Below are 15,199 nucleotides of genomic sequence, written 5' to 3'. Positions count from 1 at the left end.
CGAACATAGCCTGAAGCCTACCCTAAAGCGCCACCACATTCACCGCCTTGCCCAGCACCTCTTGGATGACAGGCACCAGGTGGTCATGGTGGGTCAGGAACACGACCTGGGTGTGCCGTGACAGATCGCCCAGCGCGCGCAGGCCGGCACGTGACCGGGCATCGTCATAGTTGATGAACAGGTCATCCGCGACGAAGGGCAAGGCCAGCGCGTGCTGCAGATGCTGGTGGAGCGCGGCCAGTCGCAGCGCAAGGTAAAGCTGGTCGCGTGTGCCTTCGCTCATGCCCTCCACCGGTACCAGGGATCCGCCGGGGCGCTTGCCCATCAGGGTCAGCGGTTCGCTGTCGAAATCCACGGCCAGCAACTCGAACGATCCCAACGTCAACCCGCAAAAAATGTCACTGGCGCGTTTGAGCATCGGCCCTTGCCGCGTTTCGCGATAGCGGTCCACGGACCATTTGAGCAGACGCGCGGCGGTGGCCACTTTCAGGTAGCGTTCCACGGCGCCAGTCATGCGGGACACCGATTCCTGCTTGCGGCCCTCGGCACGCGCGGCGTCGTCGGATCCGGCCATGGCGTTCAGCGCGGCCTGCGCGGATGCCAGCTGCGCCGACAGCAGGTTCTGGCTGTCCATCAGCGCATCGGCTTCGACGGTCAGTGCCGACAACTGTGCCGACAATCCCGCCGGATCCGACGCGTCGACCTCGGCGAAGAGCGCATCCAGGCCCAGGCCGTCCCCGCTTTCGGCCAGCCGCTGTTCCGCCGCGGCCAGGGCCTCGCGCAGCTGCCGCTGGCGGTCCGACCGTGCAATCGCCGCGGCCAGTTCGTCGTCCGTGGTGGCGCCGGCCTGGGTCATCCAGGGGCGCAGCGTGGCGGACAGCGCATCCTGCCGCGCGATCGCGTCGGCAACGCCCTTGGCAGCGGCGCTGCGGGCCGTGGTCAGGCGTTTCACCTCGGCCTGCTGTTCCATGGCTGCGGTCGCTTGCTGCTGCAGCGCGATGGCAATGTCGGCCGCGCCCTGATCCGCAAGCGGCAGGCCGGCCAGGGCGCCCAGTCGCTGCGCCTCTGCGTCGAACTTGGCCAGGTCGGCGCGCATGGTTTCGATGCGTCCAATGCGCAGCTTGCTCATCTCCGTCAGCGCGGCGTCGATGTCGGCCACCAATTCCAAGGAGGCCTGCGCATGCGCCAGGTCTGCGTCGGCGGCAATGCCGACACCGGACGCGGCCTGCCGCCATGCCGCTTCCCATTCATTGAGCGCGATTTGGGCCGCATCCAGCGCGCGCGCCAGATCATCGACCGCCACCGTGGCGTCCGTCCACTGCGTGTCGAGCGCCCGGCGCTGGCCGTGCGCGTCGCTGACCTGCTGGATGCGGGCGCTGGCTTCGAGCAGCAACCGGGGCAATGGCGCCATGGCCGGTGCGGTGTGCTGCGGGACCGTCTCACGGCTGGGCGAACGTTCGTCCCGCGCAGGGCGTTCAGGTTCGTCCTGCAGCGCGGCGTGCAGGTCCTGCGTTGCCGCCGCCACCGCCGCGTCCCACGACGCCGCCTCGCGGCGGGCGTCGGCAAGCAGGTCGGCAGCCGCTATCGCCGCCGCGCGCGCGGCCATCCAGTCGGCCACGGCCTCGGGCGCCATGCCCGGCAGGCCATGCGCGGCGATCGTAGCCGACCAATCGGCCCGGCGCGCCGCGTCGGCCGCATGCAGCCGTTCCTGCTGCGCCACCATCTGCTCGCGTTCGGCGGTCAGCCGCGCCAGCTCGTCTTGCCTGCGACGCAGCTCGCTCGCTTCCTGAATGGTCGCTTCCCGGCGATCGGCGACGCTGTCGGCGTCGCGCACCAAGGCGTCGTAATCGGGCGCGGACAGCGGCAGCACGGCCTCGCCGGACGCGATCCTTGCCCACGCGTCGTCGCGCCGGTTGCGGGCCGCCAGCACCTCGTCCCGGCTGACCGGCTGCCAGGTGTCGCGGTAGCGGTCCACATCGTCCGATTGCTTGCGCAGTTCATCGTCCAGCCGCGCCAGCCGGGTATCCAGCGCACGCCGTTCGGCGGCGTCGGCGGCCTGGTGCTGGCGCAAGGCGTCGACCGCGTCAAGCCGCGGCAAGGACATGGCCCGCAGCGTATCGGCAGGCGCGCGCCACGCGCCCAGCGCGGCCGCCGTGGCGTCCGCGCGGGCTTCCAGGCGCTGCACGTCCAGCCGGTGCTTGCGCTGCCTAGCGTCGGTATCGCCCAGTTGCTGGGCGGCCTGCACGGCCGCGCGCAGGGCCAGAGGCACCTCGCCTTGCGGCAAGGCGTCAAGCTGCCTGCGCACCCGGTCGCGTTCCCGCTGACGCACTTCCAGGGCCTGGGCGGCCGCCTGCACGGCCTGCACCCGGGCGCCGCGCTTGCGCATCAGATCGTCCAGCGAACGGCGCAGCGGCAAGGGTGGCATGCGTTCACGCAATTGCGCCTCGGAGGCGGCGCCCCATCCCAGCTGCCGCGCGGCGTTCGACGCCATCAGCCATTGCGCATCGACTTCCGCCTGCCGGCGCACAATATCGCCGGCGTGCGCCCGGTACTGCAGGCGCCATTCGTTCAGGGCCACGATGTCCTCGTGCAGCGCAATCAGCCGGGCATCGGGCGACAGGCCCTGCAATGCCGCGTCACACTCGGCCACGATCTGCAGTTGGGTCCTGCGGTGGGATTCGGCAAGCGCCAGTTCCCGTTCGGCCTCGGCCAGGCGCCGCGCCGCGTCGTCGGGAAGTTCGGGCGTCTCACCCAGGGCCGCCATGTCCTCGCGCCGCTTGCGCAGGTCCGCCACATACGGTGCGACCCGGCGGATACGTTCCAGCGCCGTGCGGCGGGCAGTCAGCGCGGCGTGCGAGGCCCTGGCTGCGCGCAGGTCGGCCTCCAGCCGGACGACCTGCGCTTGGGCATCGGCCCAATCCTTGGTGCGTACGGTCAGCTTCTTCAGTTCGGCCACGGCCGCTTCGTAATCGTCCAGGGCCGCATAGTAGGCGCGGTCCTTGGCCTTGCGCGGCGACCACAGCTTGTCGGCCTCGGCCTGCAGCGCATCACGCACGGTGCCCAGGCTCGCCACGCCGGCGGCCGACTCGAACAGCATCTGGCCGATGTCGCTGCCCGCGGTCAGGATGTGGTGCCCGCCATCGATCAGCCGCTGGTGGTTCAGCCCGAACATCTGCTCGAAGAAGCCGCGATCCGATGCGCCCAGATAGGGCGTCAGCGTGCCATCGGGCAAGGGCTGGTCATCGGGACCGCGCACGGTCTGCTTCAGCCCCTTGGTCCGATGAAGATGCAAAGTGTCATCACCCTGGTGCAGCACGGCGCCCAGCCGCAGTTCGCTCATGGGATGCAGAAAGGCGTGCGGCGGGCTTTTCGGGAACCCGTACAGCAGGTCGGACAGCGCGGCGCGCAGCGTGGACTTGCCCGCCTCGTTCGCGCCCACCACCACATGAAAGTCCTGCTCGCCCCGCGGCAAGGCGACCTTGCGGTCGGTGAATTTGCCGTAACGGATCAGTTCCAGCTGGTCGATGCGCATCAGCGGGACTCCCCGGCGGAGGCCAGGTGGGCCAGCAGGCCCGGGGTGACGTCATCGAGCAGGGCCGACAGGTCTCCGCTGCGGATGCGTTCCAGTTCAGGCATGCTTTTCAGCACATCCAGCGGCAGTTTGTTGACCATGGCCTGCAGGTCAGGCAGCAGGCTGTCCAGGAATTCCTGGCTTTGCGGCGCTTCGGCCAGCAAAGCCTGCAGGTCGGACAGCGCGTCGGACCGTTCCGCCAGCAGGCTGGCCGTGTGCGCAGGCGTGGTGCGGATCTTGAGCTTTTCGATCCATACGCGGTCCGATCCAAGCGCCGTGGCCAAGGCCAGCACCTCGGCACGCAACTGCGCTTCCAGGCCGAACAGCGCCCCATGCGCGCGGGACGCGCCGTGCAACGTGACCCGCAACGCCAGCGGGCGCCCGTCCGCGCCGTCGGCCACCACCTGATCCAGCGCGCGGCCGACCGCCGCAATGGCGTCGACAAAGCTGTCTGCCTCGGTCACGTCGACTTCCAGCGCGTGCCAGCGCAGCACGTCGACCAGCATGCGGTCGACGGACTGGATCTCGTTGCCTTCAGCCGTCACAAGCACCGCGCCGCGGGGCCCGGTTTCGCGAATATGGCGGCCTTGCAGATTGCCCGGAAAGACAATGGTCGACTTGCCGCGGTGGATCACATGCTCATGCACATGGCCCAGCGCCCAGTATTCGTAGCCCTTGGCTTCCAGTTCGGCGATCGACGTCGGCGCATAGTTGGCGTGCGCCGCGTTGCCTTCCAGCGCCGTGTGCAGCATGCCGATGTTCAGGTAACCCTCGGCATAGGCCGGATAGGTCGCGGCCAGGTTGTCGGTCGTGGCGGCGTCCTTGAAGCTGCGGCCATGCAGGGCCACCTTGTGCGGCTCCAGGAACAGGGTGTGCGCCTTGCGCGTCTCGAACACATGCACGTTGTCGGGCAGCTGCAGCTTGCGGGTCATTTCGCTTTCGGCGTCGTGATTGCCCAGAAGCAGGTAGACCGGGATGCCGGCTCGCCGCAGGCGGCCCATCTCGCGCACGAAGAACAGACCCGTGTTGAAGTCTTTCCAGTTGCCGTCATACAGGTCGCCCGAGATGACCATGAAATCCACGGCTTCTGTCAGGGCGTCGTCGATCAGGCGGGTAAATGCATCGCGGGTCGCGGTGCGCAGCAGGTCGGCCGGGGCATCCTGATAGGCGGACAGGCCCACCAGCGGACTGTCGAGATGGATGTCGGCCGTGTGTATGAACTTCATGCAGCGATATTCCTGGTGTTACATCTGGCGGTAAATCTTGGCGCGGCGGCGGGCTTTGCACACACCTTGTATGCACGCCATCGAATAAGGTGAAGTCTGCCAGAAACTTGCGCAAGGAGTTCCGCATGGCCGTGATTACCACCGACATCCCCGCCCGGCTCGACCGGCTTCCCTGGTCGACCTGGCATTGGCGGGTGGTGATCGCGCTGGGCATTGCGTGGGTGCTGGATGGCCTGGAGGTGACCCTGGTCGGCTCGCTGGGCGGCATCCTGGAACGGCCGGACACCTTGGGCTTGAGCGCGGCGCAGATCGGTGCGTCGGGGTCGATCTACATTGCGGGGGCCGTGATCGGCGCGCTGGTGTTCGGGCGGCTGGCCGACCGGCTGGGCCGCAAGCGCCTGTTCCTGATCACGCTGGCGATCTACATGGCCGGCTCGCTGGCCACGGGCTTCTCGCAGGAATTCATCTTCTTCACCCTGTGCCGCTTCGTGACGGGCCTGGGGATAGGCGGCGAATACGCCGCGATCAACTCGGCGATCGACGAACTGATTCCGGCACGCGTGCGCGGGCGGGTGAACCTGGCCATCAACGGCAGCTTCTGGCTCGGCGCGGCATTGGGCGCGGGACTGAGCCTGGTCCTGCTGGACCCGGCCGTGCTGGGCCCGGTGTTGGGCTGGCGTGCCGGCTTCATCCTGGGCGGCATGCTGGCCTTTGCGATCCTGCTCGTGCGGCGCGACGTGCCCGAAAGCCCGCGCTGGCTGCTGTCGCACGGGCGGGCCGACGAAGCGCTTCGCATCATCGAAGACATCGAGGCCAAGGTCGAACGCCAGCATGGCCCCCTGCCCCCGGTCACGACGACGATGACCTTTGCCCGCCAGGCCTCCCCCACCATCGGCCAGGTGGCGCGGCTGCTGTTTCACCGTTACCGGCAGCGCAGCGTCGTGGCCTTGGGGCTGATGATCTCGCAGGCCTTTTTCTATAACGCCATCTTCTTTACCTACGCGCTGGTGCTGACCCGCTTCTATGGCGTCGCCGATGACAAGGTGGCGTGGTACCTGTTTCCGTTCGCGCTGGGCAACGTGCTGGGACCGCTGATCCTGGGCCCGTTGTTCGACAAGATCGGACGGCGAAAGATGATCGCGTTCACGTACGGGATGTCGGGTGCCGCGCTGGCGCTGACCGGTTGGTGGTTCCTGGAAGGCTGGCTGACGGCGCTGACGCAGGCCTTGTGCTGGTCGGTCGTGTTCTTCCTGGCGTCGGCGGCGGCCAGTTCGGCCTACCTGACGGTGAGTGAAGTCTTTCCGCTCGAAATTCGGGCGCTGGCGATTTCGGTGTTCTATGCCATCGGAACGGGCGCGGGCGGGTTTGTCGCGCCCGTGCTGTTCGGCGCGCTGATCGAATCAGGCAGCCGGCCCGCCGTAACGACCGGCTACGCGATCGCCGCTGTGCTGGTGATCACGGCGGGGCTGGTGGCGTTGAAATGGGGCGTGAATGCCGAACGGCGGTCGCTGGAAGACGTGGCGGCGCCGCTGGGGGCCGAGAGCGAAGCGCAGCCCGCGGCGCGATAAGCACTGCGCTGACCGCGGCGGTGCTGGGCAGCGGCACCGCCGCCTTCGCGCGTCAGCTGTAGCGCTCTTCCGTCCACGGGTTGCCGCGATTGTGATAGCCGCGTTGCTCCCAGAAACCCGGCGCGTCGTTCTCGCGAAACTCGATCCGGCGGATCCACTTGGCGCTTTTCCAGAAGTACAGGTGCGGCACGATCAGCCGCACCGAGCCGCCATGGTCTGAGGTCAGCGGCTTGCCTTGCCAGGAATGGGCCAGCAGCACGCCCTCGGCCGCGAAATCCTCGATGGTCAGGTTGGTGGTGTAGCCGTCGTGCGAATGCAGCAGCACGTGGCGCACGGCGTCGTGCGGGGACACCGCCGCCAGCAGGTCCTGGGTGGACACGCCCGACCATCGATTGTCATAACGCGACCAGCTCGTCACACAATGAATGTCGGACACGTCATCGATCTGCGTCTGGCCGGTAAAGGCCGCCCAATCCCAGATCACGGGCTTGTCCACGGCGCCGAACAGTTCCAGACGCCATGCCGCGGTCGACACCACCGGCTGTTCCCCCAGGTCCAGCACGGGCCAGTCGTCGGTACGGTGCTGACCCGGCGGCAGCCGTGCGGACTCCGGACGGTCAGCGCGGCGTGCGGGCAGGCGATGGTCCTGCGCCCACCGGGTCTTCGTCTGCGTCAGTTTCGACGGAGGGGGCGTAGCGGGGTCGAAGGCGCTGTCATCGGACATGAGGGGGATCTCCACAAGCGAAATGGCGGGAAAGCGGAAAGGCATCAACCAGAAGCATAGCCTTCCTCGCGCCAGACATCCGGCAGGCTCCCCACCCGCCGTCGACAGTCCGCTTTCTGCCCCCGCCGGCCCTCAGTCCAGCTTCACCCGCGCGTCGCGCACCACCTTCCCCCACATCGCCCGGTCGTCGGCAATGAAGCGCGCGAACGCCTCGGGCGTTGTCGCGCGCAACTCGCCGCCGTACTGCCGCCACTTTTCGGCCAGCTCAGGATTCTTTGCCGCCTGCTGCATGGCCTCGCTGAGCCGGTTCAGGACAGAAGCCGGCGTGCCGGCCGGGGCCAGCAGCCCTTGCCAGGCCAGGGGCCGGTAATCGGGCAGTCCCGCCTCTTCAAAGGTGGGCACGTCGGGGAATGCCGGATGGCGCGCCTTGCCGGTCATGGCCAGCAGTTTGAGCTTGCCCGCCCGGATGCTGCCCGCCGCCGCCGGCAATCCATCGAACATCAGCTGCACCTGCCCCGCCATCAGGTCGCCATAGGGGCTGCTGCTGTTGTAGGGCACAAAGGTCATCTTGGTACCCGATGCCGACCCGAACCATTCACCCGCAAGATGCGAATAGCTCCCGACCCCCTGGCTGGCGGTGTTCAGGCTGTCGGGCCTGGCGCGCAGCAGGGCGATCAATTGCCGGGCGTCTGCCGCCGCCACTTTCGGATGGGCGATCAGCCCCGTGTTGAGCACGCCCAGCAGGCTGACCGGCGCAAAGTCCTTTTCGGCGTCGAACGGCAGCTTGCTGTACAGGTGCGGCAGCACCGACAGCGAACTGGTGGTGCCGATGTACAGCGTGTAGCCGTCGGGCGCGGCCTTGGCCGCAGCCTCGGTGCCGATGATGCTGGACGCCCCCGGCCGGTTGTCCACGAACACGGTGTGTCCCAGCAACTTTGTCAGTTCGCCGGCGATTTCGCGGGCATTGGTGTCCGGCCCGGTGCCGGCCGCGAACGGCGCAATGATGCGGATCGCCTTGGTCGGGTACGTGTCGGCATGCGCAACCGAGGCCGCGAGCACGGCGGACAGCACCAGGGTCGGCAACGGAACGAAAGCGGGCAGCAAGGTCATCGTGGTCTCCACCAGATCAGTCTCGGCGCGTCGGGGCGCCGGCAGGTTTGTCGCACGGCGTTTTTAGATGGCCGCGTCGTTTGTTATTTTCAATATACGATAATTTCTATATCATTAACCACAAATAACGCGACCTGCATCGCGAACTTCTCTTCTGAAGGATCCGGAGACATGACACACGCACCCTCTTCCGGCGGGCTGTCGCTCGCGTTCAGCCACTTTGGCATCTATGTGCAGAACCTGGACACCATGGCGCGCTTCTACACCGAAGCCTTGCGGTTCACCCAGACGGACAAAGGCGACCTGGGCCACGTCAAGCTGGTGTTCCTGAGCCGCGACCCGAACGAGCACCACCAGATCGTCCTGGCGACGGGCCGTCCGGCCGACCTGCCCTTCAATCTGATCAATCAGATTTCGTTCAGGGTGCCCGACATCGCCACCTTGCGGCGGTTTCATGACCGGCTCAACGCGTCGGGCGCGAGCGACATGCAGCCCGTCACGCATGGCAACGCCATCTCCCTGTACTGCCGCGATCCGGAAGGCAACCGGCTCGAACTATTCGTCGATACCCCCTGGTATTGCGCGCAACCTTTGCGGGTGGCGATCGATTTTGCGGACAGCGACGACGTCATCCTTGCAAAGGCCGAAGCCATCGCCACCCGCACGCCGGACTTCATGTCGCGCGCCGACTGGCAGGCCAAGGTGGCGGCAAAGATGCGGGCCGACCAGGATGTCTGAGATGGCGTCCACGTTCGACGTGGCCATCGTCGGCCTGGGCCCGACCGGCGCCATGCTGGCCAATCTGCTGGGCGCGGCCGGCGTGTCGGTGGTCGTGCTGGAACGCCTGCCGGACGTCGTTCCGACGCCGCGTGCCATTCATTTCGATGGTGAAGTCATGCGCGCCTTCCAGTCCATCGGGCTGGGGGATGCCGTCACTGCCATTGCCCGGCCCGGCACCGAAGGCATGCATTTCGTCAACGCCACCGGCCGCACGCTGCTGGTGCGCCGTGGCTCGGCCCTGGCAGGACCGCATGGCTGCGCCAACAACTACTACTTTCACCAGCCGGAACTGGAACGGGTCCTGCGCGACGGCTTGCGCCGCTATCCCGATGTGGACGTCAGGCTGGGCTTCGATCTGCAGTCCATCGACGTCACTGACGACGGCGTGACGCTGCGCGGCAGCGCGCTGGCCGCAGGCGCTGCCGCAACGGTCAGTCAGGTCCGTGCCCGCTATGTGGTGGGCGCCGACGGCGCGCGATCCCTGGTCCGCAAGACCATGGGCTCGACCCGCGAAGATCTCGGCCTGCATCAGCCCTGGCTGGTGTTCGATGTGATCCTCAATCCCGACCTGGACCTGGACCTGCCCCGGCATACGGTGCAGCACTGCGACCCGGCACGGCCGATGACCTACTGCAACGTGACCGGCCGGCGTCGCCGTTGGGAAATCATGCTGATGCCGGGGGACGACCCGGCTGAACTGGTCCGGCCCGACACCTTATGGCAACTGGTGTCGCGCTGGGTGCGGCCCGATCAGGCGACGCTGGAGCGCGCCGCCATCTACACCTTCCATTCGGTCATCACGCAAGGCTGGCGCAAGGGTCCCTTGCTGCTGGCCGGCGATTCGGCCCACCAGACGCCGCCCTTCCTGGGCCAGGGCATGTGCGCCGGCATACGCGACGCGGTGAACCTGGCCTGGAAGCTTGCCGCCGTGCTGCGCGGCGATGCGGCCGATGCGCTGCTCGATACCTATGAAGCCGAGCGGGCGCCGCATGTCCGCGCCTTCATCGATCTGGCCGTCCAACTGGGCGACCTGATTCAGACGACGGACCCGGACGCGGCCCGCGCAAGGGATGCCCGCTTTGCCGACGGCCCGCCGGCGCTGTTCGACAGCCCGACCCCCCGCCTGCCACCCGGCGCGCTTACGCAGGATCACCCTGCCGCCGGCCGTCCGGTCATCCAGCCCAGGCTGGATGATGGCCGCGGCTTCGACACACTGATGGGCGACGATTACGCACTGCTGGTTGATGCCGACGCCTGGCCCGCCGGCTGGCCGGAGGCGTCGCCCGCAGCACAGCTCGCCGCCGCGCACGTCCCCGGCCTGCAATGGCCCTCGACCCCGCCCGCCCCGACCCGGGGCCTGCGCGTCCTGACTGACTTGCCCCCGGCCCTGCGCACCTGGCTGCACGACCACCGCGCGGCCGCTGTGCTGGTGCGCCCCGACCGCTACATCGCCGCAGTCGCCGGCCACCCCGGCGACCTGCCAGCCCTGCTTGCCCACCTTCCCTTTTCCACCCACAGGCCATCATGAAACTCATCAGCTTTGACTACCGCGGCAAGTCCTCCTATGGCGCGATCAAAGGTGATCGCATCATCGATCTTGGCGCGCATTTTGGCGCCGCCCTCCCGGACCTCAAGGCCCTGATCGCGGCCAACCGCCTGGCGGAAGCGGCAGGCATTGCCGACGCCGAAACCGCGCCCGCCATTGCGCTGGCCGCGGTCACGCTGCTGCCGGTGATCCCGAACCCGGGCAAGATCGTCTGCGTCGGCCTGAACTATGCCGACCACGTGCAGGAAACCGGCCGCACCGTGACCGAAAGCCCCACCCTTTTCCTGCGCGTGGCCGAATCCCAGGTCGCGCACGGAGACGACATCGTGCTGCCGGCCGAATCAAGCCGCCTGGACTATGAGGGGGAAATCGCGATCGTGATCGGCCAGGGCGGCCGCCGCATCAGCGAAGACGACGCCTGGTCGCATATTGCCGGCTACGCCTGCTATAACGACGGCAGCCTGCGCGACTGGCAGAGCGCCACGCCGCAATGGACGGCGGGCAAGAACTTCTGGCGCACGGGTGGGTTCGGACCGTGGATGGTCACGGCCGACGAGATCGCCGCCGGCCAGGTCATGACCCTGGTGACGCGCCTGAACGGCGTGGAAATGCAGCGCACCACCACCGACCGCCTGATTCACAGCATTCCGCGGCAGATCGCGTTCATTTCGACCTTCACCCCCCTGTCTCCGGGGGATGTGATCGTGACCGGCACGCCAGGCGGCGTAGGGGCCAAACGTCAGCCCCCGGTGTGGATGAAACCCGGCGACGTGGTCGAAGTGGACGTTGATGCCATCGGCGTGCTGCGCAACGGCGTCCGGACCGAATAAGGCCCCCGGCCGACACCCCGCATGGCTCAGCCCAGTGCCGTATCCACGATGACCTGCGCTTCGGCCAGCAACTGCTTCAGGTGCGCCTCGCCCTGGAAGCTTTCGGCGTAGATCTTGTAGATGTCTTCGGTGCCGGATGGCCGGGCGGCAAACCAGCCGCTCGGCACGATCACCTTGATGCCGCCAATGGCTTCGTTGTCGCCGGGCGCGCGGTCCAGCACGGCTTCGATCCGTTCGCCCGCCAACTGGTCGCTCGACACCTGTGCCGCCGACAGCTTCGACAGCTTCTTCTTCTGATCCGGCGTGGCGGGCGCATCGACCCGGCTCGACACCGGGTTGCCCAGGTCCTTGGTCAGGTCCTGGTATAGCTCGCCGGGGTCCTTGCCCATCCGCGCCGTCATCTCGCCCGACAACAGGGCCAGCGAGATGCCGTCCTTGTCGGTCGTCCAGCAACCGCCGTCAAAACGGGCAAAGGACGCCCCCGCGCTTTCTTCGCCGCCGAACGCCAGCGACCCGGTGTACAGGCCATCCACGAAATATTTGAAACCCACCGGCACTTCATGCAGGCGCCGGCCCAGGCGCGCCGCCACACGATCGATCATGGAACTGCTTACCAGCGTCTTGCCCACGGCGGCGTCGGCGCGCCAGTCCGGCCGGTTGCGATACAGGTAGTCGATCGCCACCGCCAGATAATGATTGGACGGCAGCAGGCCCACGCTGGGCGCCACGATGCCATGGCGGTCATGGTCGGTATCGCACGCAAAGGCCACGTCGTAACGATCCTTCATGGCAATCAGACGCTGCATGGCAAAGCTGGATGACGGATCCATGCGGATTTTTTCGTCCCAGTCCAGCGTCATGAAGCTGAACGTGGGATCCACCACCGTGCTCACCACATCCAGGTCGATGCGGTACTGCTCCTGGATCCGCGACCAGTAATGCACGCCCGCGCCGCCCAGCGGATCGACACCCATCTTCACGCCGGCCCCACGGATCACGTCGAAGTCGATCACCGACGCCAGGTCATTCACATAGGTCGACAGGTAGTCGAAGGACTGCGTGGTCGACGCCGTGCGGGCCTGCGCGATCGGCATGCGCCGCACACCCACCAAACCACCTTCGATCAGGCGGTTTGCTTCGGTCTCGATCCATTTGGTGATGCCGGAATCGGCCGGGCCGCCATTGGCCGCGTTGTACTTGAAGCCGCCGCTGTCGGGCGGATTATGCGACGGCGTGACCACGATGCCGTCCGCCAGCCCGGTGGTGCGGCCGCGGTTGTGGTTAAGGATCGCGAGCGACACGGCCGGGGTCGGCGTGAACTCGTCCCCCGTGGCGATCTGCGTCGTGACGCCGTTGGCAGCCAGCACTTCCAGCGCCGTCTCAAAGGCCGGCAAGGACAACGCATGGCTGTCGAAACCGATGAACAGCGGGCCATCGATGCCCTGCTGCGTCCGGTAGGCCACGATGGCCTGGGTGATTGCGGCCACGTGCTGTTCGTTGAAGCTCCGGTCGAAGGACACGCCTCGATGCCCGGACGTCCCGAAAGCCACCCGTTGCGCGGCCTGGGTCATATCGGGCGCCAGGTCGGCATAGGCCGCGAGCAGACGGGAGACATCAACGTGCTGCGCGGACGTGGCGGGCGTGCCAGCTAGGGGATAACGCTTCATTGGACGAAAACTCACTGAGGTCGGTGAAGGGACGGGGGCAACGCGCCGCTTGCGGCGGACCCGCGCCCGGGTGGCGCACAACTCTACACCGGAAACCCTAAGGGCCGACACCCGCACGGCCGGAAATGCCGCACGAAATTGCTGCGATCTATAACGGCATTTCGGGAGAGGCTTCGGTCGTCATGGCGCGCAGGGTCGCGGCGTGGGCGGCCGCCGCAGCGGCTTCGGCGAGCCGTTCGCGCGCGGCGTCGTGGCGCCCGTTGGCGGCCGCCGTCTCGGCCATCCGCCGCAACAGCATTTCCTTTTCATGCAGCGCCCGCACGGCGGCCCAGACCGCCTCTTCGGCCGCCACGGCCTGACCATGGGCCAGCGTGGCCGCCGTATAGCCATGGCCGGTGTGGCACCGGAAACGCACCGGGCCCGCCTGTTCGACCTCCCACAACGTGCCGTGGCACTCCGGGCAGGTGTAGGTCGTGGGTTTGGCGATATCGGCAAGGGCTGTCACGTCAGGGTCTCCCAGCAGGAAACGGTTTTCGATGTCGATCAGGCGCCGCCGCCTGTCGATCTCGGTCACGGCGGACGACGGCTGATGCATGAGCGTGAAGAGCGCCTGGGCGATGCCTGCCGGCGCAACGCACGCATCCACCTGCACGGCGGCAAGCGCGTGGCGCGGCATGCTGCTCGCCTCGGCGGTGGCGGGGTCCTGCACGATCACGGCGCCGCCGCAATCCTTGATGGCCTGCAAGCCGACGCAGCCGTCGTCCAGGTCACCTGACAACAATATCCCGACAACCGCCGGCCCCTTGGACAAGGCGGCGGAGCGGAACAAGGGGTCGATGGCGGGCCGCGCAAAGTTTTCCTTCGCGCCGTGCGACAACAACATGCCGGCCGACGTTAACAGCAGATGGCAGTCGGGCGGCGCAACCACCACTTCGCCGTACCGAAGCGGCTCGCCATGCCCGGCATGGGCAACGGGCAAGGGGCTGACCTGCGCCAGTATGCTGGGCAGAATGCTGTGGTGCGCCCCAATGTGGGCGACGACCAGCACCGCCCCGGGAAAGTCCGGCGGCAGCTCGGCCAGCACGGTGCGCAGCGCCTCCAGGCCGCCGCGCGACATGCCGATCACCACCACATCCCGACTGACGGCTGCGCCGTCCTCCCGCGCGTTCACAGGGCTACTTTGTCGCGGACGACCGCGATTTGGTGACGGTGCGCTCTGCCCACGCTTCCAGATCGGCGGCAGTCACGAGGACCCTGCCGTCCGAGGTCGGCTGCCCCTTCTGCTGCGCCGCAGCGTGGATCGCGCGAAAGTTCTTGCGATAGCTCTTGACGAGGCTGTCGGGTGCCATATCGGCGCCAAAATATTCGACGAGTGCCTTGGCACTGATCGCCGCGTCAGTGTCGCCGTCGGGGTAAGCCATGTTGAACCGCACACACGCCGTGTCGGCTTTGGCTTGCGGATCGAAGTTCATGCTGCGACTCCTGAAGTTGGGTCTAAAAAAAAGCGCCCCCCGACTGAGCCAGGGGGCACAAGCATGTGCTGCACTCTCGCAACACAAACCAAGGTGCCCACACCACGCAGACACCCCGGAGAGCTGCGTCCCGCCCTACCCAGAATCAACCAGCCGGGACGCAGTGCCAACCCCGCAAGTTGGATGCCCGACCGTAGCTGAAGCGCACCGCCGCCAGAGCAACGCAATCGATTCCCGTTCCTACAAATTCGCTGGAAGCCTACTCATGAATACTCACTGGTACATGACCAGCGGATCTAGCCGCCAAAGAAAAGGCCCGCAAGGCGCCCGACTAGGATCGGACGGCGTGCGGGCCTCTGGACGACTCCGTCATACAAGGCTGACGCGAGGCACATCAGGACGTGGCCGTTTCCTCCTGATTGACGGCTTCGACCTCGCTGTCCTGCTGGGTGGCGCGGGCGCCGCCTGCACTCTGCTGGGCGGCGCGCCGGCTGGCGTGGCTGATGGCGCCAGCAGCACGTGCTTGCTGCGTCGTGAATTGGTGCGCACGTCCACTGCGGTGAGCGGCTTTGCCGCCTTGCGAAGCGATCTCGCGCTGCCGCTGGCGGTCCATTGCGGCAAAGCCGCGAGGGGCGCGTGCGGGGGGGGATTCTTGGTCGGCCATGGGGTCTCTCCTGACTGCATGTGTGATGGGTCGCGGCGGCA

12 protein-coding genes are annotated in these 15,199 nt (G+C 67.3%); 4 read left to right on the top strand and 8 right to left on the bottom strand.

The genetic code is table 11. From position 1 onward, the window contains the following. Nucleotides 1-22 precede the first annotated feature (22 nt). Nucleotides 23-3,532 (bottom strand): YhaN family protein, encoded by a 3,510-nt coding sequence (locus tag IE116_RS03610; RefSeq protein WP_189609839.1) that lies wholly within the window; start codon nt 3,530-3,532, stop codon nt 23-25. Next, complete coding sequence (locus tag IE116_RS03605; RefSeq protein WP_189609837.1) at nt 3,532-4,797, bottom strand: metallophosphoesterase family protein; 1,266 nt, start codon at nt 4,795-4,797, stop codon at nt 3,532-3,534. Before IE116_RS03605 ends, IE116_RS03610 begins: the two co-directional genes overlap by 1 nt. A gap of 125 nt (nt 4,798-4,922) precedes the next feature. Here IE116_RS03605 and IE116_RS03600 point away from each other — a divergent pair, with 125 nt between their 5' ends. Then, on the top strand, nt 4,923-6,365 hold the full coding sequence (locus IE116_RS03600) for an MFS transporter (protein WP_189609834.1): 1,443 nt from the start codon (nt 4,923-4,925) through the stop codon (nt 6,363-6,365). Between the two features lie 52 nt (nt 6,366-6,417). On the opposite strand, the gene IE116_RS03595 is transcribed toward IE116_RS03600, so the two are convergent. Beyond that, a complete protein-coding gene (locus tag IE116_RS03595; RefSeq protein ID WP_189609832.1) occupies nt 6,418-7,089 on the bottom strand; it encodes a sulfite oxidase-like oxidoreductase in 672 nt (223 codons plus the stop codon). Between the two features lie 132 nt (nt 7,090-7,221). Beyond that, entirely contained in the window at nt 7,222-8,199 is a 978-nt protein-coding gene (locus IE116_RS03590; RefSeq protein ID WP_189609830.1) for a Bug family tripartite tricarboxylate transporter substrate binding protein, read from the bottom strand. A gap of 171 nt (nt 8,200-8,370) precedes the next feature. On the opposite strand from IE116_RS03590, the gene IE116_RS03585 reads away from it, so the two are divergent. From IE116_RS03585 to IE116_RS03575, 3 genes are read left to right on the top strand one after another with little or no spacing between them, the layout of a single operon-like run. Beyond that, nucleotides 8,371-8,937 (top strand): VOC family protein, encoded by a 567-nt coding sequence (locus tag IE116_RS03585; RefSeq protein WP_189609828.1) that lies wholly within the window; start codon nt 8,371-8,373, stop codon nt 8,935-8,937. 1 nt (nt 8,938) lies between these two features. Then, on the top strand, nt 8,939-10,507 hold the full coding sequence (gene mhpA / locus IE116_RS03580; RefSeq protein WP_229827985.1) for a bifunctional 3-(3-hydroxy-phenyl)propionate/3-hydroxycinnamic acid hydroxylase MhpA: 1,569 nt from the start codon (nt 8,939-8,941) through the stop codon (nt 10,505-10,507). Next, nucleotides 10,504-11,355, top strand: coding sequence for a fumarylacetoacetate hydrolase family protein (locus IE116_RS03575; RefSeq protein ID WP_189609826.1), 852 nt, complete (start codon nt 10,504-10,506; stop codon nt 11,353-11,355). Before mhpA ends, IE116_RS03575 begins: the two co-directional genes overlap by 4 nt. Before the next feature lie 26 nt (nt 11,356-11,381). On the opposite strand, the gene pgm is transcribed toward IE116_RS03575, so the two are convergent. The 4 genes from pgm to IE116_RS03555 form a co-directional block, all read right to left on the bottom strand. Further along, on the bottom strand, nt 11,382-13,022 hold the full coding sequence (pgm, locus tag IE116_RS03570; protein WP_189609825.1) for a phosphoglucomutase (alpha-D-glucose-1,6-bisphosphate-dependent): 1,641 nt from the start codon (nt 13,020-13,022) through the stop codon (nt 11,382-11,384). A gap of 148 nt (nt 13,023-13,170) precedes the next feature. Then, nucleotides 13,171-14,193: a chemotaxis protein CheB gene (locus IE116_RS03565; protein ID WP_189609824.1), complete on the bottom strand. Its 1,023-nt coding sequence runs from the start codon at nt 14,191-14,193 to the stop codon at nt 13,171-13,173. A gap of 4 nt (nt 14,194-14,197) precedes the next feature. Further along, nucleotides 14,198-14,494 carry a hypothetical protein gene (locus tag IE116_RS03560; protein WP_189609822.1) on the bottom strand — a complete coding sequence of 99 codons (297 nt, stop codon included), beginning with the start codon at nt 14,492-14,494 and terminating at the stop codon, nt 14,198-14,200. Between the two features lie 394 nt (nt 14,495-14,888). Further along, complete coding sequence (locus IE116_RS03555; protein WP_189609820.1) at nt 14,889-15,158, bottom strand: KGG domain-containing protein; 270 nt, start codon at nt 15,156-15,158, stop codon at nt 14,889-14,891. Nucleotides 15,159-15,199 lie beyond the last annotated feature (41 nt).

The sequence above is a fragment of the Pigmentiphaga litoralis genome, assembly GCF_014651835.1.
GTDB classification, from domain to species: domain Bacteria; phylum Pseudomonadota; class Gammaproteobacteria; order Burkholderiales; family Burkholderiaceae_B; genus Pigmentiphaga; species Pigmentiphaga litoralis.
This window is presented reverse-complemented; position numbering and strand designations above follow the sequence as displayed.

What these genes read in the sequence shown, in the direction of transcription:
- IE116_RS03575 (WP_189609826.1), top strand. Translation starts at nt 10,504, where the DNA reads ATGAAACTCATCAGCTTTGACTACCGCGGCAAGTCCTCCTATGGCGCG.
- IE116_RS03555 (WP_189609820.1), bottom strand. Translation starts at nt 15,158, where the DNA reads ATGGCCGACCAAGAATCCCCCCCCGCACGCGCCCCTCGCGGCTTTGCC.
- IE116_RS03590 (WP_189609830.1), bottom strand. Translation starts at nt 8,199, where the DNA reads ATGACCTTGCTGCCCGCTTTCGTTCCGTTGCCGACCCTGGTGCTGTCC.
- IE116_RS03595 (WP_189609832.1), bottom strand. Translation starts at nt 7,089, where the DNA reads ATGTCCGATGACAGCGCCTTCGACCCCGCTACGCCCCCTCCGTCGAAA.
- IE116_RS03585 (WP_189609828.1), top strand. Translation starts at nt 8,371, where the DNA reads ATGACACACGCACCCTCTTCCGGCGGGCTGTCGCTCGCGTTCAGCCAC.
- IE116_RS03610 (WP_189609839.1), bottom strand. Translation starts at nt 3,532, where the DNA reads ATGCGCATCGACCAGCTGGAACTGATCCGTTACGGCAAATTCACCGAC.
- pgm (WP_189609825.1), bottom strand. Translation starts at nt 13,022, where the DNA reads ATGAAGCGTTATCCCCTAGCTGGCACGCCCGCCACGTCCGCGCAGCAC.
- IE116_RS03600 (WP_189609834.1), top strand. Translation starts at nt 4,923, where the DNA reads ATGGCCGTGATTACCACCGACATCCCCGCCCGGCTCGACCGGCTTCCC.
- IE116_RS03605 (WP_189609837.1), bottom strand. Translation starts at nt 4,797, where the DNA reads ATGAAGTTCATACACACGGCCGACATCCATCTCGACAGTCCGCTGGTG.
- mhpA (WP_229827985.1), top strand. Translation starts at nt 8,939, where the DNA reads ATGGCGTCCACGTTCGACGTGGCCATCGTCGGCCTGGGCCCGACCGGC.
- IE116_RS03560 (WP_189609822.1), bottom strand. Translation starts at nt 14,494, where the DNA reads ATGAACTTCGATCCGCAAGCCAAAGCCGACACGGCGTGTGTGCGGTTC.